Origin of the sequence: Superficieibacter sp., from assembly GCF_032071645.1 — a bacterium.
GTDB lineage: Bacteria > Pseudomonadota > Gammaproteobacteria > Enterobacterales > Enterobacteriaceae > Superficieibacter.
Window position 1 is genome coordinate 328,578 of the sequence record NZ_DAMAPU010000002.1, and the last position, 19,759, is coordinate 348,336.

At 52.6% G+C, this 19,759-nt stretch carries 16 protein-coding genes and 4 pseudogenes; 17 read left to right on the forward strand and 3 right to left on the reverse strand.

All coding sequences use genetic code 11. The features are described 5' to 3' along the window. Nucleotides 1-3: 3 nt before the first annotated feature. The 8 genes and pseudogenes from tssF to RT197_RS05940 form a co-directional block, all read left to right on the forward strand. Nucleotides 4-1,632 (forward strand): annotated as a pseudogene (tssF, locus tag RT197_RS05905) (type VI secretion system baseplate subunit TssF); the annotation flags it as partial. Continuing rightward, nucleotides 1,622-2,863 (forward strand): annotated as a pseudogene (locus RT197_RS05910) (type VI secretion IcmF C-terminal domain-containing protein); the annotation flags it as partial. The pseudogenes tssF and RT197_RS05910, both read left to right, overlap by 11 nt. A gap of 135 nt (nucleotides 2,864-2,998) precedes the next feature. Further along, on the forward strand, nucleotides 2,999-3,895 hold the full coding sequence (locus RT197_RS05915; protein ID WP_312948295.1) for a hypothetical protein: 897 nt from the start codon (nucleotides 2,999-3,001) through the stop codon (nucleotides 3,893-3,895). Between the two features lie 9 nt (nucleotides 3,896-3,904). Continuing rightward, entirely contained in the window at nucleotides 3,905-4,435 is a 531-nt protein-coding gene (locus RT197_RS05920; protein WP_312948297.1) for a DUF1240 domain-containing protein, read from the forward strand. Between the two features lie 23 nt (nucleotides 4,436-4,458). Then, on the forward strand, nucleotides 4,459-4,989 hold the full coding sequence (locus tag RT197_RS05925) for a DUF1240 domain-containing protein (RefSeq protein WP_312948298.1): 531 nt from the start codon (nucleotides 4,459-4,461) through the stop codon (nucleotides 4,987-4,989). A gap of 29 nt (nucleotides 4,990-5,018) precedes the next feature. Beyond that, nucleotides 5,019-5,543, forward strand: a complete 525-nt coding sequence (locus RT197_RS05930; RefSeq protein ID WP_312948299.1) for a DUF1240 domain-containing protein — start codon at nucleotides 5,019-5,021, stop codon at nucleotides 5,541-5,543. Then, nucleotides 5,540-7,002: pseudogene (locus tag RT197_RS05935) on the forward strand (VasL domain-containing protein). Before RT197_RS05930 ends, RT197_RS05935 begins: the two are co-directional and overlap by 4 nt. Further along, entirely contained in the window at nucleotides 6,914-7,393 is a 480-nt protein-coding gene (locus RT197_RS05940; RefSeq protein WP_312948300.1) for an Hcp family type VI secretion system effector, read from the forward strand. Before RT197_RS05935 ends, RT197_RS05940 begins: the two are co-directional and overlap by 89 nt. Nucleotides 7,394-7,645: 252 nt before the next feature. On the opposite strand, the gene RT197_RS05945 is transcribed toward RT197_RS05940, so the two are convergent. After that, nucleotides 7,646-8,407: a hypothetical protein gene (locus tag RT197_RS05945; RefSeq protein WP_409529678.1), complete on the reverse strand. Its 762-nt coding sequence runs from the start codon at nucleotides 8,405-8,407 to the stop codon at nucleotides 7,646-7,648. 573 nt (nucleotides 8,408-8,980) lie between these two features. On the opposite strand from RT197_RS05945, the gene RT197_RS05950 reads away from it, so the two are divergent. The 8 genes from RT197_RS05950 to RT197_RS05985 are packed head-to-tail and all read left to right on the forward strand — an operon-like array spanning nucleotide 8,981 to nucleotide 18,004. Next, a complete protein-coding gene (locus tag RT197_RS05950) occupies nucleotides 8,981-10,174 on the forward strand; it encodes an acyl-CoA dehydrogenase family protein (RefSeq protein ID WP_312948303.1) in 1,194 nt (397 codons plus the stop codon). Beyond that, the gene (locus tag RT197_RS05955) at nucleotides 10,171-11,556 is read left to right on the forward strand and encodes an NtaA/DmoA family FMN-dependent monooxygenase (RefSeq protein ID WP_312948305.1); all 1,386 of its coding nucleotides are present in this window, start codon (nucleotides 10,171-10,173) and stop codon (nucleotides 11,554-11,556) included. Before RT197_RS05950 ends, RT197_RS05955 begins: the two co-directional genes overlap by 4 nt. A 26-nt stretch (nucleotides 11,557-11,582) precedes the next feature. Further along, the gene (locus tag RT197_RS05960) at nucleotides 11,583-12,887 is read left to right on the forward strand and encodes a sugar ABC transporter substrate-binding protein (RefSeq protein WP_312948307.1); all 1,305 of its coding nucleotides are present in this window, start codon (nucleotides 11,583-11,585) and stop codon (nucleotides 12,885-12,887) included. Then, nucleotides 12,869-13,768: a sugar ABC transporter permease gene (locus RT197_RS05965; protein ID WP_312948309.1), complete on the forward strand. Its 900-nt coding sequence runs from the start codon at nucleotides 12,869-12,871 to the stop codon at nucleotides 13,766-13,768. Before RT197_RS05960 ends, RT197_RS05965 begins: the two co-directional genes overlap by 19 nt. Further along, complete coding sequence (locus RT197_RS05970) at nucleotides 13,723-14,610, forward strand: carbohydrate ABC transporter permease (protein ID WP_312948311.1); 888 nt, start codon at nucleotides 13,723-13,725, stop codon at nucleotides 14,608-14,610. Before RT197_RS05965 ends, RT197_RS05970 begins: the two co-directional genes overlap by 46 nt. A gap of 26 nt (nucleotides 14,611-14,636) precedes the next feature. Continuing rightward, nucleotides 14,637-15,716, forward strand: coding sequence for an aldo/keto reductase (locus RT197_RS05975; RefSeq protein WP_312948313.1), 1,080 nt, complete (start codon nucleotides 14,637-14,639; stop codon nucleotides 15,714-15,716). Between the two features lie 14 nt (nucleotides 15,717-15,730). Further along, nucleotides 15,731-16,870 carry an N-methyl-L-tryptophan oxidase gene (gene solA / locus RT197_RS05980; protein WP_312948314.1) on the forward strand — a complete coding sequence of 380 codons (1,140 nt, stop codon included), beginning with the start codon at nucleotides 15,731-15,733 and terminating at the stop codon, nucleotides 16,868-16,870. Between the two features lie 9 nt (nucleotides 16,871-16,879). Further along, entirely contained in the window at nucleotides 16,880-18,004 is a 1,125-nt protein-coding gene (locus RT197_RS05985; protein WP_312948315.1) for a sn-glycerol-3-phosphate ABC transporter ATP-binding protein UgpC, read from the forward strand. A 60-nt stretch (nucleotides 18,005-18,064) separates the two neighbouring features. Here the strand turns inward: RT197_RS05985 and RT197_RS05990 are convergent, their stop codons facing one another. Then, nucleotides 18,065-18,262, reverse strand: a complete 198-nt coding sequence (locus RT197_RS05990; protein ID WP_312948317.1) for a hypothetical protein — start codon at nucleotides 18,260-18,262, stop codon at nucleotides 18,065-18,067. 302 nt (nucleotides 18,263-18,564) lie between these two features. Between RT197_RS05990 and RT197_RS05995 the strand changes: the two are divergent. Then, a pseudogene (locus tag RT197_RS05995) lies at nucleotides 18,565-18,660 on the forward strand (DUF1275 domain-containing protein); the annotation flags it as partial. 42 nt (nucleotides 18,661-18,702) lie between these two features. On the opposite strand, the gene RT197_RS06000 reads toward RT197_RS05995, so the two are convergent. Continuing rightward, nucleotides 18,703-19,704 (reverse strand): NAD(P)-dependent oxidoreductase, encoded by a 1,002-nt coding sequence (locus RT197_RS06000; RefSeq protein ID WP_312948319.1) that lies wholly within the window; start codon nucleotides 19,702-19,704, stop codon nucleotides 18,703-18,705. Nucleotides 19,705-19,759: the final 55 nt, after the last annotated feature.

The window sequence follows — 19,759 nt, forward strand, 5'->3', positions numbered from 1 at the left end:
AAAATGGAATTTGAAGAACGCTATTACCGGGAAGAACTCGATTATCTGCGCCAGTTAAGCAAGCTGTTGGCGACGGAAAAACCCCATTTAGCGCGGTTCCTGGCCGAAAAAGATACCGACCCTGATATCGAACGACTGCTGGAAGGGGTGGCCTTTCTGACCGGGAATCTGCGTCAGAAAATTGAGGATGAATTTCCAGAACTGACGCACGGATTGATCCAGATGCTGTGGCCCAACTATCTGCGCCCGGTTCCGGCAATGACCCTTATTGAATATACGCCGGATATGGATAAATCATCCGTTTCAGTACTGATCCCCCGTAATGAGCAGTTTACAACCGGTGCGGGGGAAATGATCAAGGACGATGTCCTTTCTCCTGATGATAAACAAGATGAAGCTCCGGCCTGTACCTTTACACTTTGCCGGGATATCTGGCTATTGCCGATTCGTCTGGCTCATATAGAAAATCGCAGCACCCCCCGGAACGGTATTATCAATATCACCTTTTCCGTTGCACCTGGTGCAGATCTCAGTACGCTGGATCTGAATAAACTGCGTTTCTGGCTGGGTAACGATGATAATTACACTCGCGATCAGCTTTATCTGTGGTTCTGCGAATATTTGCAGGGTGCCGAATTGGTTGTGGGTGAACAACATATTCGCCTGCCTGATTTTATGCTGAAGGCCGTTGGGTTTGAGAATAAGGATGCCATACTGCCATGGCCCAAGAACGTTCATAGTGGTTACCGGATCCTTCAGGAATATTTTTGCTACCCGGATGCTTTCCTCTTCTTCGATGCCTGCGGCATCCCAACCCTGCCGGAAGGACTACAGGCGTCAAGCTTTACGCTGCAACTACGTTTTGCACGTCCTTTACCTGTAGATATCCGCCTACGCAATAATTCTCTGCGTCTGTATTGCGCGCCAGCTATTAATTTGTTTATCCAGCATGCCGAAGCTATCACGCTGGACAATCGACGAGCTGACTATCCGCTGACGCCCAGCCGCCATTATCAAGATTGTTATGATATTTTTTCTGTCAATGGCGTGGTAAGCCAGACCCAGGACATGTTAAGGAAAAAAGATCTTGGCCGTCCGGTCACGACAAAGCCTGCACGCCATTGGCCTGCCTTTGAAAGTTTCAGTCATCAAATGGAATATAGCCGGAAACGGGAAGTGGTGTACTGGCATCACCGCAGAAAAACCTCCCTGTTTCATAAGGGGTTTGACCATACTCTTGCTTTTATACATGCCGATGGTAGCTATCCGTCAGAAGAGTCGCTGCTCAGTAATGAAGTTGTGTCGGTGTCGCTAACCTGTACTAACCGAGAGCTCCCGTTACAATTGCGTACAGGTGATATTACCGGTACCACAGGTAAAAACGCGGCCGTAGCGTCATTTCGTAATGTTACACGGCCAACGCAACCCTTATGGCCAGTACTCGATGGTAGCCTGCACTGGTCCCTGCTTTCAGCCATGAACCTGAATTATTTGTCACTGCTTGATACGGATGCGTTAAAGCAGGTGATCGCTAATTTTGATCGCCATGCTATTCATCATCCACAGACTGCCCGCCTGTCACAGCAAAAGCTGGATGCCATTGAGCGTCTGGAGACTCGCCCGGTTGACCGAGCAATATATCAGCGACTACACCGCGACCTGGCGCGCCGGAATGGATAACCTCAACGTGCGGGACTATGAGTCCATTGCGCAAATGACCGGGGCACTGGAACAAATCATCAGCGGCGACCAGCCCCTGCAACGGGCGCTGACGGCGCTGCGCGATAACACCCGACCCGCTGTGCTCTCTGACAAACTGGACGGCAAAGCCAGGGAGGCAGCGCTGGAGGAGCCGGAATATCGCCTGCTGACCCGGCTGGATCATGAGTTCGCGGCGGAAAACAGCACCCTGGCCGTACAGAAAGATAAAGAAAGCACCCTGCAGGCGGTCTATCAGCAGTTAACCGAACTGCACCGTTACCTGCTGGCTATTCAGAACGCGCCGGTGCCGGGGAAATCGGCGCTGAAAGCCGTACAGTTACGCCTTGACCAGAACAGCAGCGACCCGATATTTGCCACCCGCCAGATGGCGAAAACCCTGCCCGCGCCGCTCAACCGCTGGGTGGGGAAACTGGCGGATCAGGCCTGGCATGTGGTGATGCTGGAGGCAGTTCACTATATGGAAGTGGACTGGCGAGACAACGTAGTGACGCCGTTTAACCAGCAGCTTGCCGGTAACTATCCGTTTACCTCGGGTTCATCGCAGGATGCTTCGCTGGACGCCTTCGAGCGCTTCTTCAAACCGGATGGCGTGCTGGACACCTTCTATCAGCAGAACCTTAAGTTGTTTATCGAAAACGACCTCAGCCGTGACGGGGATGACGGCGTAATTATCCGTGAGGACGTGATTGCGCAACTGGAGACGGCGCAGAAAATCCGCGACATCTTCTTCAGCAAACAGAACGGGCTGGGCACTTCGTTTGCGGTGGAAACCGTCTCGCTCTCCGGTAACAAACGGCGCAGCGTGCTTAACCTCGACGGTCAGCTTGTTGACTACAGCCAGGGACGTAACTACACCGCGCACCTGGTATGGCCGAATAACATGCGCGAAGGCAATGAAAGCAAGCTGACGCTAATAGGCACCAACGGGGGCGCACCGCGCAGCCTTAGCTTCAACGGGCCGTGGGCGCAGTTCCGCCTGTTCGGAGCCGGGCAACTGACCGGAGTAGAAGAGGGCACCTTCAGCGTCCGGTTTACCGTAGACGGCGGGGCGATGGTCTACCGGGTGCATACCGACACCGAAGATAACCCATTCAGCGGCGGATTATTCAACCAGTTCCGGCTGCCGGATACGCTGTACTAAACGGCGATAAACAGATCATGAAGAAGCGGGTAGCGATAATGACCAGCTTCTTCAAAAGGAAACAGGAAGGGTAAACGCGGGAAGCAGCCCGCACGTTGCCCATTAATTTTACTCCATGGATTTACGGAGGCAGAAATGACTGAACTTAATAACCAGAATCTGTCATGGACAGATTATCTTGGCGATTCCCTGCGCGGTAAGGTTCCCGTTAACCAGCTGATCCCGCAGCATCCTTATATTCTTGATACGCTGGGGGTGGCAGAAATCCTTGAGAAAAACACTCAGCATATTATGTTACTGACTCTGGAAGAGGCGCAGGGTGTTGTGGATGATTTCTTAAATAGTCAGCATATGAAATTCGGTACTACTTATGCGGGAAATATCAGAGAAACCATAATAGGAGGAAAAGATATTTCCAAAAATATGAGTAATGCTAATATTACTAAATTGTTCTTCCGATTAAAAACATTAGGTATTAATGCTAATAAATATGATATCGGCAAGAAAATATATGTAAAGATTACTGACTATAAATCGATACGAAGAATTCTACGATTGCCACGGTTTAAAATAAATCCTGCCAGGCTGCTGGATTTCAGTGTAAGCATGGTGAAGACTGGTGTCGATACTCTTAAGGGAGCCAGGTTTTGCGTCTGGTTTTCATTGGCCTGGCGCATAGTGGAGTCTATTTTTAAATCTGAATATAAAGTGGAGGAGTTTATTGGTAATATTACAATGGATATTGCCAAAATTATTGCCACCGTGTATCTGACCAATATTGCAATTGCCATGGGAACCACTGCTACAGTAGTATTTGGCGCTGCCGTTCCTGTGGTGTTAGGCGTGGTCGCCATTATTGCTATAGGATATTTAATTACCTGGTCATTAGATTCTCTGGATAATAAATACGGCTTATCTGATAAGTTAATTGCAGCAATCAAACAAGGCATGGAGGGCTGGCAGGAGATCGACCAATGGAACCGCAGTCATGCAGGTCCGTTTACTTCAGGCTTGATGAATAAACAATGGTAAGGATATCTTATGCCTATTGAACAAGACGTTTTACTGAGGCCGATGACATTAAAGGAAAGAGCGAAGTTTATTTCCTTGTGTCTGGCCTGTATGATGACACTTACCGGAGCGCTGGTTTTTCTTAGTGAAACTGCTGGAGCGACGATGATATCCCTTGTAACCGGTGAAGATGCTTTTTATTATGACTGGAGGGGTGTCTTGTTATTTTTGCTTTTACCCGTTATGGGTTATTTTGAAATATTTTTGCTTTTGGGTTTATTCTGCCCTTTTAGTTACAGCCTCATGAGGCTATGGCGTGGCGTAATAAATATTGTCTGGGTATATATGTACCTCGCTTTTTTTCTGTCCATCCCATTATCAATAGCTATCACTTATTACGTCAGGTCCAACTATGAATCGTGCGATGGTAAAGGCCCGTTATCAGGCGATTACTACACGAAAGATATCGGGATGTGCGAGCAATTTAAATACCATCCTGAAGAGAGTGAGTCCGATAAAAGCTTCATTCTGGTAACGCCAGAGGATACGAAAATAGAATGAATACGCAAAGGTAAGGATATCTTATGCCTATTGAACAAGACGTTTTACTGAAACCAATGACATTAAAGGAAAGATTGAAGTTTATATCTCTGCTTTTGGCCTGTATGATGACACTTACCGCAGCGCTAGTTTTTCTTAGTGAAACTACTGGTGCGACGATGATATCCCTTGTAAACGGTGAAGATGCTTTTTATTATGACTGGAGGGATGTCTTGTTATTTTTGATTTTCCCCGTTATGGGTTATTTTGAGATATTTTTGCTTTTGGGTTTATTTTGCCCTTTTAGTTACAGCCTCATGAGGCTATGGCGTGGCGTAATAAATATTGTCTGGGTATATATGTACCTCGCTTTTTTTCTGTCCATCCCATTATCAATAGCTATCACTTATTACGTCAGGTCCAACTATGAATCGTGCGATGGTAAAGGCCCGTTATCAGGCGATTACTACACGAAAGATATCGGGATGTGCGAGCAATTTAAATACCATCCTGAAGAGAGTGAGTCCGATAAAAGCTTCATTCTGGTAACGCCAGAGGATACGAAAATAGAATGAATACGCAAAGGTAAGGATATCCCAAAGCCATGAAACAGAAATTAATAATGAGGCCAATGACATTAAAAGAAAGAGCAAAGATCATTCCTTTGTGTCTTTTCGCAATTTTGCTCCTCACTGGCGCATTGATTTTTTTTACTAACACCAGTGGCGTAACAATGCTGTCTATCTTAAATGGTGAGGATACATTTTATTTTGATTGGCGGGATTTATTTATATTGTCACTTTTCCCTACTATGGTTTATTTTGATGTATTAGTGTTTTTGCTTTTGTTTTATCCACTTACTCTCGATCTGATGAGCCTGTGGTCCGGGATGATCAATATTATCCTTGCATATACTGTTCTCGCTTTTTTGCTCAGCATTCCACTAACGGTCGCTGTTTTAGGTTACGCTATATATAACTATGAATCGTGCGGCCAGAAAGGCCCCTTTTCAGGTGTTAACTATGTGAAAGATATCGGGATGTGCGAGCAATTTAAATACCATCCTGAAGAAGATGACGTCGATAAAAATTTTATTCCGATTACTCCTGCGGATTCAAAAATAAAATGAATATATCAGCTTATACTCAAACCATTATTACCGGCACCGATCCACGCAGCCTGCCGGAGTTTAGTGCTATCCGCGAGGAAATTAACAAGGCCAGTCACCCGTCGCAGCCTGAGCTGAACTGGAAACTGGTAGAGTCGCTGGCGCTGGCGATTTTCAAAACCAATGGCGTGGATTTACATACGGCCACTTATTACACCCTGGCGCGCACCCGTACCCAGGGACTGGCGGGCTTCTGTGAAGGAGTGGAGTTGCTGGCAGCGATGATAAGCCATGACTGGGATAAGTTCTGGCCACAGAGCGGCACGGCAAGAACGGAAATGCTCGACTGGTTCAACACCCGCACTGGCAATATCCTGCGCCAGCAGATCTCTTTCGCGGAGTCTGATCTGCCGCTGCTATATCGCACTGAACGGGCGTTGCAGCTTATCTGTGACAAGCTCCAGCAGGTGGATCTTAAACGTTTGCCGCGCATGGAAAACCTACTTTATTTCACCCAGAACACCCGTAAACGGCTGGAGCCGCAGCCAAAAGGCACCGTTGAGAACTCAACGCAGACCATGGTCAAAACGCTGGTCTATGCACCGGAAAGTACGCCATCTGCCACAACAGAAAGCGTTGTGCCGCCACTGCCTGACTTACCCAAAGTCCGGGTGGAAGTGCGCAGCATGGCGGAGAACGCATCTACAGGCGAAACAGCAAAACCGGGCAGCACGGTGAGGGGATTTTTAAGCGGTGTAGCCAGTTGCGCAGCCGTCGCCGCTGCCCTCTGGTGGTGGCAGGTCTATCCGACGCAGCAGCAGCTTGTGCAGGTTAATGACACCGCTCAGGGGGCTGCCACGGTATGGCTCGCTTCGCCAGATCTGGATGGCTATCAACACAGGCTCCAGCAACTGCTGGACGCGCCACCCGTACAGCCGCTGGAAACCGGAATGCAGATGATGCGCACCGCCGACAGCCGTTGGCCGGAAAGCCTGCAACAGCAGCAGGCCACCGCACGGTGGAATGAAACCCTGAAAACCCGCGCACAGAGTAGCCCGCAGCTACGCGGCTGGTTGCAGGCCCGCGAGGATTTACACGCCTTTGCCAATCTGGTGATGCAGCGCGAGAAAGAAGGACTGACGCTTTCGTATATCAAAAACGTCATCTGGCAGGCGGAGCGGGGACTGGGCGCGGAAACTCCGCTTGAATCCCTGCTGACCCAGTACCAGGACGCCCGCGTTCGGGGACAGAAAACGGATACGCTGGAAAAACAAATTAACGAGCGGCTGGACGGCGTATTAAGTCGTTGGCTGTTGCTGAAAAATAATGCAATGCCGGAAATGGCGGCCGGAGAAAATCCGGGGAAAACCACTGAATAGAAGGAGTTTATTATGGCAAATTTGATTTATCTGACCCTGAATGGGCAAATACAGGGATTGATTTCTGCAGGGTGCTCTTCTCTGGACTCAATTGGCAATAAAGCACAGCTTGCACACTTTGATCAGATCATGGTGATGGGATTATCTCATGGTTTGACTCGGCAGCACAATGTCAATCATCAGGCGCTGACTATGATAAAACCTTTAGATAAGGCATCACCTTTATTGGGTAAAGCTATTTCTGAAAATGAGTGTATGACCTGCGAGTTCAGTTTCTACCGTACCAACCGTACGGGGATGAATGAATGTTATTATAAATTAAAATTAATAAACGCCAGAATTGCCAGTATCCATCTTCAGATCCCCCATACTATTAACGATAGCGAAGGACAGCCCGAAGAATGTATTGAGCTAATCTACGAATCAATTAGTTGGGAACATTGTACTGCCGGAACCAGCGCATACAGCCTGTGGGATGACCGTATTTTCTGATCGGTAATAAACATCCGGAAGGTAGGCTATTGCCGTGGCTTGAAAAAAGCAGGAAGCCAGATTTTACATCTGACTTTCTGCTGTATCACGGACGCGGGAATTTATTTCGTGTCGTTCCAGGGGCGCAGCAGTACAGGAAATGCGACAGTTATGCCCGGAATGAAGCGCCCGTGGTGAATGGAGGCTCATTCATTATGCCAGGCGCTGATGCCGGGACAGTGCTGACTGCCACCCTGTAGTAAAGTGACGGATTTACTGATACCGATTCACCAGGTCTTCTACCAGCGTCGCATACGTTTTTTGTTTCAACTGCATAATCTGCAATTCAGTTATGTCGTTTTTTGCGCCCTGTGAGAAAAGCACCTGGTGCTCATAATTAATGGGAGACCAGGTCGCCCATTCGCCGGTGGCAACATCCACCAGGGTAAAGCGCACCAGATAACGCAATGACACTGCATCAGTCAGCTTTTCATTTTTAAAATCCGACCATACCGTAGATTTCAGCGTTGAATCATATTTTCCTGACTGTAGTGCACCCTCGTAAACAATAATCACCCGCTGGTGACCTTTTGCCGCAATGTAGCGAAGCGCCTGCATCCAGTTCATATTTTCACTGGCGACAGGGAGTCCTTTCTCATCTTTATTACAGGACATGGCTTTTTGTCTGTCAGGAATTCCAGAAAAGGTTGAGACAGTATAATATTTACTTATTTCCTGCTGCATCGCCATTTCCGGTGCGCGACTACCGGATTGCACCAGGATAACCGAAGAATTCAGCGGTACCTGAAATGCTTCTCCCTCCAGCGCCGCCTGAATATCCTCTTCGGAAACGGCGAGTGTGGTTTCATTCCCAAAAATGTCTTTATCAGTCAATTGTGATGATAGTGGATTTTTACCGGTACGATTTTTGGCACGAGATACGCCAGACTTTTTCTGGTCAATAGTCGAGTGGCGCGTGCAACCCGCCAGCAAAAATACCGTGATGATAAAAAGAAGTGTTGTTCTGGTACTGATCCGCATAAGTCCCTCCGTGGTATTGCCTGACATTATGATTATTTAAATAGAATTATATACCTGCATCGGGTACTGACAAAGCATAATTACCCTTGTTTAGTTATTCATTAAATGAATGCATCTGGTGGCTGTCAGAAAAACAACAAATGTGTATTGTTGAATTTTTATAAATATGAGAAATAATGCCTGATTTAAATGCCTCCCCAAAATAAAGACATTTATCCCACGTCAGGAAAAAAGCATTGTTGCAGGGCAGTGTGCTTTGAGCGTGTTGTTGCTAAGTTAATCCTTAAAAAATAGTAAAGCCATGATTTGCTGAATCTGAAAAATTTGATGATACAGACATATCTAAATCCTGAATCCGGCAATCCATTTCACAAATCTAACTGACCTGACAGGCCCAGCATTACTACATTTCCTGCTTTCAATATCTGTAATACGCATAACTAACAGGATTGCTTTTGTTACTCCCCGGTTATACCGTTTCGAAAATATTTACTCTTAGATTAATTACCACCGTATTTGCAGGGTTTTATTGCGGAAAATTATTTCCTTATTGTTATCCGGGGTATTATGCATAATTCATTTACCAGTCCGTCAATAATGATTGACGGTAGTTTATCTTTTTCAGAGGTCATCGCCGCCGCGAATGTCCTGAAGCAAAAATTAGCGGCGCTGGCGGTGGCATCCGATCTGCACAGCGATTATCAACAGGCACGGGAGGCTTTACGCCAGTCCGGCCTGCTGGCGCTGCGTGTGCCGCATAATGCTGGCGGACCGGGAGGAAGTCAGGCACAGGTGATGGCCGTTAGCCGGATTCTGGCGCAGGCTGATGCCGGTATTGCCCAGTTACTTCAGCCTCATTATGGCTTTACTGACGCCATTGCTCTGCTGCCTTCGGTCCAGGCGCAACGGGTACTGTATCAGGATGTACTGAACGGCGAGCGCATTGCTAATGCCGCGAGCGAGCGCGGTGGCAAGCATTCGGCGGATTTTTCCACCACTCTGCTGCGTGACGGCGATCGTTATCGCCTTAACGGGCGTAAATATTATTCTACCGGCTCGATTGGCGCACGCTGGATCACCGTGATCGCTAAGGGCGAAAACGACGTACAAGCGCTGGCCTGGGTTCGAACTGATGCGCCGGGAGTGACGCTGACGGATGACTGGAATGGGCTAGGTCAGCGGGGAAGTTCCAGTGGTTCGTTGCTGCTGGAAGAGGTGGAGGTGTCGGCAGAGTATGTTATCCCGGTGTGGGACGCCGCTCATCGCAATATAGCCTGGCATGAAAGCGGGCGTCTGCTTCATGCGGCTATCGATCTTGGCATCGCTGAAGGCATCGTGGAATGGGGCGCGCAAAGTGTCGCGCGTGATACGCGCATTCCCTTTGAGTCCCCGTATCCCTCGCTTGCGCTGGACCCCGTACTGCAATACCAGGTCGGGGTGTTAAGCGCGCGTATTCTGGCTATCTCGGCGCTGCTGGAAAATACGGCAACGCTGCTGGATGACGTTCAGCATGACGGTGCCGCAAAACTTCCGCAGTTGCAGAATCAACTTGCCGCCACCAAAGCGCTGGCGGCGGAAGTGAGTCTCGCCGCCAGCAGCGATGTCTTTTCCTGGAGCGGTGCCCGCGCCGCCGATCGCGCCCTGCGCCTTGACCGTTACTGGCGCAATGCCCGGACTCACACTCTGCACGATCCGGTGCGCCTGCGTTATCAGGAATTGGGTCGCAGTCAAATCGCGTTATATGAGGAGTCTGCGTCATGAGCACCCCGCGCCCGTTAATATTTAATGCTTTTGAAATGAATGGTGTGGGTTACTACGCCCAGGGAAGCTGGACCCATCCGTTGTCAGAGCGTCATCGTTATAAAGACCTTGACTACTGGGTGGAACGTGCACGTGCGCTGGACGAGGCAGGATTCACCGCGCTGTTTTTTGCGGATGTGCTGGGGGTGTATGACGTTTACCGTCAGTCCCCGGTGCCCGCGATTGAAGGTGCCGTTGATTTTCCATTAAACGATCCGTTTATGGTGATCCCCGCCATGCTCGCGGCCAGTAAAAATCTCTCTTTTGCCGTCACTGCCTCCACCACCTATGAACACCCGTTTACCTTTGCCCGCCGCTTCGGGACGCTGGATCATCTGTCAAAAGGGCGAATTGGCTGGAATGTAGTGACGTCTTATCTGCCGAATGCAGCACGGAATTATGGCCTGCCGGATCAGCTTCCCCATGACGTACGCTATGCGCGGGCGGAAGAGTTTTTAACCGTTTTTTACAAGCTGCTGGAGGGGAGCTGGGATGAGGACGCTGTGCTGTACGACAAAACCGCAAAGCGCTATGCGGATGCAGACAAAGTGCATCGCATTAATCATCAGGGCGAGTTTTTCTCGGTACAGGGACCCGCACTGACCGAGCCGAGCGTACAGCGCACGCCGGTGATCTTCCAGGCCGGAGCGTCAGCTCGCGGGCTGGCATTTGCAGCGCGCCATGCGGAAGTGGTGTTCGTCAACGGCATGAACCTGGATGCGCTGCGCATCAACGTGGATAAGCTGCGCGCGGCGGCAGTAGACGCCGGACGAGCGGCGGATGCTATTCGGGTACTGACGGATCTTTCCGTGGTCACAGGGAAAACCCAGGCAGAGGCGGAAGAAAAAGCCGATGCGATCCGTGCCGCCCAGTCACCCGAAGCGCAGTATGCAGCGTTTGGCGGAGCCAGTGGTTTTGACCTGTCACGCTATCATGATGACGACACGCTTTCTTCCGAGCCGCATAACTTCTCACGCTCGGAGTCGGCGCGTTTTACCAGCGAAAAAGCCCGCCCGGACAGTATCGGCGCGATTAAACAACGGCTGGTAAATCTTAGCCCCTACGCCCGCACGCTGGTCGGAACACCGGAGCGTATTGCCGATGACATCGCAGAGATTGTCCGCGTCACCGGCGTCGACGGTTTTAATCTGCATGAATTTGTCAGCCCGCGTGACTTTACTGAATTTGCGGAACAGGTACTGCCGGTGCTAACCGCGCGCGGTCTGTTCCAGCCGCCAAAACCGGATTCTTCTCTTCGTAACCGCCTGTTTGATAAAGGGGACCGGCTGGCTGCACCCCATCCGGCGGCGGATTATCGTGGACATTTCACAGCGCAAAAATAACAACAATAATTTGAAGGGGTAATAACATGACAGCACCTGCAAAAACATCAGCCAGTATTCTGGCGGGATTAATCCTGAGCGTGGGAACCGCGTCTGCCGCCGTTATTCCGGCGGTCGAAAGCCTGAAAGCGCCGGAAAAAACCATCACACTCAATTACTTTGGTGGCGCTATCCCCGCAGAGCGGGCCAATAAAATCATCGCGGAATTTGAGAAGCGCTACCCGACGATCAAAATCAGTTATCACGCCGTACCGTTTAACAGCTATAACGAAACGCTGGGTGCGCGCTTTGCACAGGGGAATGTTGATATTTTCGACATCGACCAGCCGCAGAGCGCCAGTTATGCGGTGCGCGGCTGGGAGGCGGATTTAACGGATGCCTTCGCCGCAAAACGTGATCTTATCGATCCACCCGCTCTGAAAGAGTCCACCATTAACGGCAAGTTGTTGAACCTGCCGTATCAGATCGGCACCACCTTTCTGTATTACAACAAAAAAGTCCTGAAGCAGATCGGCGTAGCGTTCCCCTCTGACAAAGCGGGAGAGGCACCGACCTGGGAATGGGTAGAAGCCACGGCACGAAAAGCGGTACAGGCGAAAGCATCGCCCTATGGGATCACCTTTTCCACCCCGGATATGTACTATTACCTCCAGCCGCTGGCGGAATCGCTGGGTGCAGGTACAGGCGTGAAGGGAGAGAACCAGTTAACGCCCGATATTAACAATGCCGGATGGGTAAAGGCGCTGGGCTGGTACGGCAAACTGTATGCTGATGGCCTGGCACCGCGCGGCGTGCGTGAAACCGCGCTGGCGTTTGCCAACGGTGACAGCGCCTTTTTCTATGGGGGGATCTGGAACTCGCCGACCATCACCAAAAATGCCGATCTCGATTTCGGCATTGCGACCGCACCAAAATTTAACGGTGGTCAGGATGCGACGACCAGCGGGGGCTGGGCCTTAGGGATCAGCGCGCTGTCCAGCTCGGAAAAACAGCAGGCGGCTGCTCTGTTCCTCAACTGGTATCTGTTCGGTGAAAACGGGGGTTTTGTTGCTGCCGATCCACAAACCGAAAATGTGCCCACCACTGAGGCCACTCGCGCCGTGTTCTGGAAAAACCCGATCTACGCCGATCCACGTCTTGCGGGTTTGCAGGATATTCTGACCTGGCAGGCGCAGCATTCTGCCCGTATCCGTCCGCAGACCACTGGCGGTGCTGAATTTACCCAACTGGTGGGGGCGGCGATCGCTGACATCATCAACGGTGCGGACGCACAAAAAACGCTGGATGCCGCCAATGCGAAGCTGAAAGTGGCGTGGAGAAAGTATCAGTGATCGGCAAGGCCCGCCGTCATGAAGCGCGCACGGCCTTACTGCTGCTGGCTCCGGCTCTGGCGCTGCTCCTGCTGCTGCGTATTATCCCAACCGGCGTCGCGGTGGTTGAATCGTTTTACACCTCGGTGCCGGGCAGTGTGATCCCGCCAAAGTGGGTCGGCTGGCAAAACTATCTCGACCTTTTCGAAGATCCCGGTTTCTGGGATTCGGTGTGGCGCACTCTGCTTTTCGCCGTGCTGGTTAACCCGCTGACCATGATATTTGCGCTGTTCCTTGCCTGGCTTCTCACGCGCAACGTGGCGCTCACCGGACTGTGGCGCACGCTGGCTTTTTTGCCGACGGCGCTGCCGCTGATGGGTACCACGGTCGTGTTTGGCGTGCTGATGCGACCGGAAGGAGTGGTAAACAATCTGCTGGCGCTGGTGCACCTGCCGACCAGCGGCTGGTTTACCGATGTGAATGGCGCAATGGCGGCGCTGGTGATCCTCTCCACCTGGACCGCCGTCGGCTACTGGATGATTTTTCTGATTGCCGCCATCCGTGATGTCCCGCAGGACTATTACGATGCGGCAATGCTGGATGGTGCAGGCGAGTGGCGTCAGTTTTTAAATGTCACTCTGCCGCTGATCCAGCGCCAGTTACTGTTTGTCCTGACTGCCAGCACCGTCTGGAATTTCATCCTCTATGCGCCCATCAGCGCGCTGACCAAAGGCGGGCCGCAGGGGTCCAGCAACTTTCTGATGTACGACATCATCACCCGCTATTACGCCCTGAGTTCACCGGGCGCGGCGCTGGCGGAAATGACGATTTTATTTGGCTTAATGGGAGCAACGGTATGGCTGCAATTCAGGCTGTTGAACCGTATGAGAAGCGCGCCGTAAATCGCCAGGGGGCGTTACGGCGACGCCAGTTACGGCGTGTGGTGACGACCAGCGTGGCGCTGGTCATTTCGCTGCTGTTTGCCGTGCCTTTTCTCTGGCTGGTGGCGTCTGCTTTTCGTCCGGTCACCGAAACGTTCCAGGCAAGCGTCAACCTGTGGACCTTTCTGCCGCGTAGCTGGACGCTGGAGAATTTTGTCTCAGCGTTCAGCCGGGGCTTCGCCACCAACTTGTTTAATTCTCTGTGGGTGACGGGCATTTCCGCCGTCGTCGGAACTGTTCTGGCGATCCTTGCCGCGTTTCCGCTCGCGGTAATGCGTTTTCCTGGGCGCGACTGGCTGTTTGTGGGGGTGGTGTTTGCATTCATGATCCCTTTTGAAGTCGTGGCGCTGCCCTTGACGACCGTTTTCACACAGCTCGATCTCGCCAACACGCTGACCGCGCTGATTGTGCCAGGGCTGGTACATGGTCTGGCGATCTTTAATCTGCGCCAGTTCTTTTTAAGTATCCCGCGTGAGCAACTGGAGGCGGCGTTGCTGGATGGTGCGTCCTGGTGGCGCATCCTGTTTCAGATTTACCTGCCGCTGGTGCGCCCGGCGGTAATCGGATCGGCGATGATCCTCGCCATGGCGCAGTGGAATGCCTGGCTGTGGCCGTCGCTGATTATTACCGACAACAGTAAACAAACTGGCGCTGTAGCGATTGGGTTATCCGATTCCGCCTACACCCAGGATTACGGTCTGTCCTTTGCGGAAGTCTTCATTCTCGCGCTGATCCCGGCGCTGCTGATCTTCTTTGGTCAGCGCGCATTTACCCGTTCGCTCAGCCATACCGGCAGCAAATAAATTGACCTGACAAGCAGGAGAAACTGATGACTCACTCCCCACAACGTGCTGAATTTCTTGACGATCGACCGGATGCGAACACCACCTGGGTCGCGCCGGAAAACCGTTTTAAACGTTATGCCTATAACCGTACTGGTAACAGTGGGCTGATTGTCTCGCCGATTGCCCTCGGCACCTGGTATAACTTCGGTGATTCCACGCCGTTCCAGCAGCAGCGCGATATCGTCCGCTTCGCCTTTGAAAACGGCATCAACCATATTGATATTGCCAACCAGTATGGTCCGCCGCTGGGAGCGGCCGAAGAAAATATTGGCCGCATTTTGCATAAAGATTTTCGTCCATACCGCAACGAACTGGTAATCGCCACCAAAGCGGGCTGGCCGCAGTGGTTAGGGCCGAATGGTCGTCTTGGCGGTAAAAAACATCTGCTGGGCAGCATTGATGAATCTCTCGAACGCCTCGGCCTGGAATATGTCGATATTTTTTATTCCCACCGCTTCGACCCGGATACACCGCTCTTTGAGACGATCGAAGCGCTGGATACTATTGTCCGCTCCGGCAAGGCGCTGTATGTCGGCATTTCGTCCTATTCCGCTCAACGCTCACGCGAGGCCTTTGCCATCGCGCGCGAGCTGGGCACGCCGTTACTGGTCAATCAGTCGTCCTACTCGTTACTGAACCGCTGGATTGAAGATGAACTGCTGGATGACCTTGAAGAGGCTGGCGGGGCGGCGGTGGCCTTTACGCCGCTGGCACAGGGATTGCTGGCCGATCGCTACTTGCAGGGCTTTGATGTACCACGCGCCCACCACCGGCCTTATATCTCCGCTGAAGCGCGCTCGGAAGACAACCTGCGCCGACTGCGTGGCCTGGCCAGTATTGCGGCGGAGCGTGGGCAGACGTTATCCCAGTTGGCGATCGCCTGGACCCTGCGCAATCCGCGCGTGGCGTCCACGTTGGTTGGCGTCTCCAGTAAGGAGCAACTGGCGGAGAACCTGAAGGCGTTGGATAACCTGACGTTCAGCGCTGACGAACTGGCACGTATAGACCAGTTTGCGGTGCATGATGGCGGCGTTAACCCGTGGAAAATCTCCTCCGAACTGTAGAAGGAATTTGTGACGTGGCAGAGCAGCAATATGACGTGGCGGTGATTGGTCTGGGGGCGCTGGGCGCAGCGGCGCTGTGGCGACTGGCAGAGCAGGGGGCGAAAGTGATTGGGATAGAGCAGTTCACGCCGCCTCACGATCTTGGCGCAACGCACGGTAAAACCCGGCTGTTTCGCACCTTCTGCCTTGAGCACCCGGCGCTGGGGGAATATGCCCGGTTATCCCGGCAGCTTTTTGCGGTACTGGAACAGCAGACCGGGGAAAAACTGCTATCAGTGACCGGGGGAACGATCATTGGTCGCCCGAATTCGCAGGCGGTCAGCGGCACGCTACAGGCCGCTGACCGCCTCGGCGTGCAACTGCCGGTATGGTCTGCCCGCGAACTGGCAGAGCGCCAGCCGCAGCATCTTGGCTTACGCGCCGACGAAGTGGCGGTAGTGGATGCCGAAGCAGGTGTGGCTAACCCGGAGGGATTCATTCGTGCGGCGCTGCAACGTGCAGGACAGTTATCGGCAGATGTCCTGTCGCAGGTGCGGGTCGAAGGCATCCGTGATGAAGGCACCGGCGTCAGCATTGCGACCTCCGCCGGTGAGATCCGCGCCACGCAGGTGGTGGTAGCGGGCGGCGCATGGTTAACCCGTTTTGCGCCGGATCTTCCTCTCGATCCTGTCCGCACGGTGATGACCTGGTTTGATGCAGCGCCGGGCTATGGACTCGATGCGTTCCCGGTTTTTGTCCGCGAAATCAACTCGCAGTTGACGCTGTGGGGGCACGGAGCGTTGCCGGGAGGCGCAGTCAAACTCGGTGTCGGTGATATCGGCGTGCCGCGACGCGGACTAAACCCGGATCATCTTGATCGCCATATTCGCCCGGAAGATACCGCCGCGTTAACCGGGGCCGTTCACCAATGGCTGGGGGGCATTAACCCAAAGCCGATCGGTGTGCATCCATGCATGATCACCCGCACACCGGACGCGCAGTTTATTGTCGGGCGCTATAAAGGCAATGTGTTGGTGGCTGGCGGTGACAGCGGTCATGCTTTCAAACATGCCCCCGCGCTGGGTGAAATCGTTGCCCGACAGACGCTGGGCAAACCGAACGATCTTGATACCCGATTTATTGATCCGCAGAGATTCCGTACTTACCGGAATTAAGAGAATGCTATGGGACGTTTAGTATTGCAGGGCGTGGGAAAAACTTTTCACGACCTGAACGTGGTTCAGGGTGTCGACCTTGCCATAGAAGATGGCGAATTTGTGGTGATCGTTGGGCCGTCCGGCAGCGGTAAATCCACGCTGTTACGTATGATCGCAGGACTGGAGGACATTAACGCCGGGGAAATGTTTCTCGACGGCAATCTTATCAACGATACCCTGCCGCAGGAGCGCAGTATCGGGATGGTATTCCAGTCTTACGCCCTGTATCCCCATATGACGGTGGCGGAAAACATGGCCTATGGACTGACGCTGGCAAAGCGCCCGAAAGAGGAGATCGCCCGACGGGTAAATGACGCTGCCAGCATTCTGCAAATAACCCCGCTGTTGGCGCGTAAACCCGCGATGCTTTCCGGGGGGCAACGCCAGCGCGTGGCTATTGGCCGGGCGCTGGTAAAAGAGCCGTCCCTGTTTTTGTTTGACGAGCCCTTATCCAATCTCGACGCGGCTTTACGGGTAGAAATGCGGGTACAAATTGCGCGCCTGCATCAGAGGCTCGCCTCCACCATGATTTACGTGACGCACGATCAGGTGGAAGCGATGACGCTGGCTGACCGTATCGTCATGATGTCAGCGGGCCGCATCGCCCAGATTGGCACGCCGCTGGAGCTTTACCATCACCCGGCTACGCTTGAGGTCGCGACGTTTATCGGCTCACCCCGAATGAATATTTTGCCCGTCACTATTGAGGCGGCAGACGAGTACGGCGTGCAGGTACGCTTGCCGGGTAAGGCGTTATTAACGGTAGCAGTGGATGGGCGTGAGGCCGTGGTTGGTCATGCCGCATGGCTGGGGATCCGTCCAGAACACCTGCTGATCAATGAGGAGGAGGGGGCAAAACTGACCGCAACGCTGGTATTACGTGAGCATCTCGGTCACGAAATGCTGGCGTATTATCAGCTGGAGGGCATGGACACAACGCTGACGCAGCGCATTGCCGGAGAGGCAGAACTAACCCCGGGTGCCGCAGTCACGCTGAATATCCGCGCCCGCTACAGCCACCTGTTCTCTGCGCAAGGGAATGCGTTCCACGCGGTAAATGAGACGGGTAAAAACGTTAATCCGAAGAAGTGAAGCCAGGCTTCAGAGGCCCGATACCAGGATAGGATCGAGCCTTTTTATTAAGCCGCTAAATCAATATTTGATATCTCTGGCTTCCTGACGCCCATCCTGCTTGTCCTGACGTTTGTCCTGACGGCATTCATGATTACTTTTATCGTTACTGACCACGCATTGGCGTTTGTCCTGGCGTGCATCCTGACGAGCGTCCTGGCGTGTATCACGCGCTTCACGACGCTGGTGCGCCTGCTCTGTGGCCTGTGCTGTTGTCATAAACCCGCCGGCGAGAAGAAGAAGTCCGGTAAAAACAGCAATATGTGATTTCATAGTTGACCTTAAAATGTACTGAAATAAAAACATGTTCGCGAGCCAGTGCTGCGCGTCTGGCTATTGTAATAAAAGGGCGATTTCAGAAAGGAAGCTAAAATGCGGTTTTTGCGTTTTTTGTCTATGACAGCGGGCGGTAACGCAGCTTTTGCCAGATGTTCTTACCCTACACGCCAATTCGTAATAACGTTAGTTACATGAAAATGTTAGCTTTGTAATTAAAGCAGTGCTCAATACGGAGGTATTCTTTGCTGATTAAATTCAAAAAAGAACGTTCCCACCAGGAAGATCGTCGGCTTGCGCTGTGGCTTGCGACATCAGCCGGATTGCTGAATGCGATTGCGGGACACCGGCAGGCTCATGGCGAGCTTGCCGGTATCGTATGACTACGACAGTTCCAGCACCTGTCCTCCCTCTTCAGCCAGACGCGCCAGGTAGTGCGGCGCATCCAGAATCTGGTACGGGAAGTACAGGCCCGGCGCAACCGGCGGCTTGCCATCCAGCCCAACCAGTCGTTCAAGGAGCAAAGCAATGCTCAAACCGGTTAAGGGTGCCGCGCCGCCCGGATGGACTACCGCATGGCGGGTATGCAGAGCCTGTCCCGCAGGGTCCAGACCAGAAATATCAATAATAATCTCGGTCGAAAAGGCTCCACCCCGGCGTCTGCTCGAGCTGACACCCATACCGAGGTCGAACTGGACGCTGCGTGCGCCCGTGGACGACGCCAGTCCGACTACGTCAATCGACGAGAAGCCGGTGGCATCAATTTGACTGCCGTCCAGCGCAGAGAATACCGCCTTTGCATTATCACCTTCACGCCATATATAGTCACCCGCCCGGCGCGTGAGCGCTCTGGGCATCAGATGATTTAAATGTTCAAAATCAGCCGCCACTGCCGGACCGCCGACATCTTCTTCATCGACCAGAGCACCAATACGGATTTCATGTACTTCGCTGAATGACCGGGCCAGATGGAGCGCAGGCACCGTCGTGGCACCCACCAGCCATTCATAGCCAAGCACTATCGCGGCGGCACCCGGCGCATTCATAAAGCTGGCGATTTCCGGGGCAATCTCGAACACGCCCGACGAGATGCTCAGATGCGGCACGCCGCGTGCCTGGGCGAAGCGAAGTGCAGCCAGCGAATGGTCCTTATAGAGCACAACCACCGCACTGATTTTTTGCTGCCCCAGCCCCAGATCGGCGCGGGCAGTGTCGATCTTCACTCCCTGCGCACGCCCGATTTCTGCCGCTGCGTTTTGCGCTTTGGCCTCGTCGCGGCCGCCTATCAGCAGGGGAATATCAGGATAAGTGGCGCGTAATGCTTTGGCGGTCTGACGGCCAATAGCGCCGCTGCCGCCCAGGAGTAATATCGGATCAAATGACATACGCATGTTTCCTCGTTTACGTGGTAAGCTACCATTGGTAGGAAAGGTAGCATCA